1 protein-coding gene is annotated in these 693 nt (G+C 46.6%); it reads left to right on the top strand.

Annotated elements, in window-relative coordinates; translation table 11 throughout:
* Positions 1-19: 19 nt before the first annotated feature.
* A partial coding sequence (locus A3738_RS18700; RefSeq protein ID WP_369819821.1) for a PAS domain-containing protein occupies positions 20-693 on the top strand: 674 nt, incomplete at its 3' end.

The following is a 693-nucleotide window of genomic DNA, read 5'->3' as shown; positions in this document are numbered from 1 at the left end:
ATCGGATAATCCCCAACAAGTGTCACGTATTTCAAATTTAGTGAACCTAAAGTACACATGGATCCGTGAACATGTAGAACCATCTATGGACATCCGCAAAGACGTTAATGCGGGTAATGCGACTAATGCTGATATCGTCGCGTACATTGGCAAAGGTCTCGGCAAAAAGAGCATGGATACCATGCGCGACGTGATTGCTGACTTTATCGGCGAAGAAAAGAAACTGATCGTTGTTAGAAATCAAGAACAAGCAGACACAGCCTCGGCGACAACCGCTATCATATATATCGGCTCTACCATCGCTATCTTATTTGGCATCATTGCGGCCTTCTTTATTATCAGAAATCTTACTCAAACCATCGGTGGTGAACCTTCGTATGCAACGGCTGTTATAAGCCGTATCGCAGACGGACAACTCGATGAAGAAGTCGAGACTAAAGAAGGCGATACAACAAGCCTGCTTGCTGCGATGAAAGATATGCGCCAGAAACTGCGTGATCGCGCCGCAGAGGACAAGCGCATGATCGCCGAAACATCACGTATTAAAACAGCCCTTGATAGCGTGACCGCTAACGTAATGATGGCAGATGCTGACCGAAATATTGTCTATGCAAACGACGCTGTGATCGACACGCTGCGTGCGGCGGCCGATGACATTCGTAAAGACCTACCTAACTTTAACCCTGAGACATT

This window comes from Oleiphilus sp. HI0066 (genome assembly GCF_001635725.1).
Note: the sequence above shows the minus strand (reverse complement) of the source record. Positions and strands in the feature narration are given on the sequence as shown.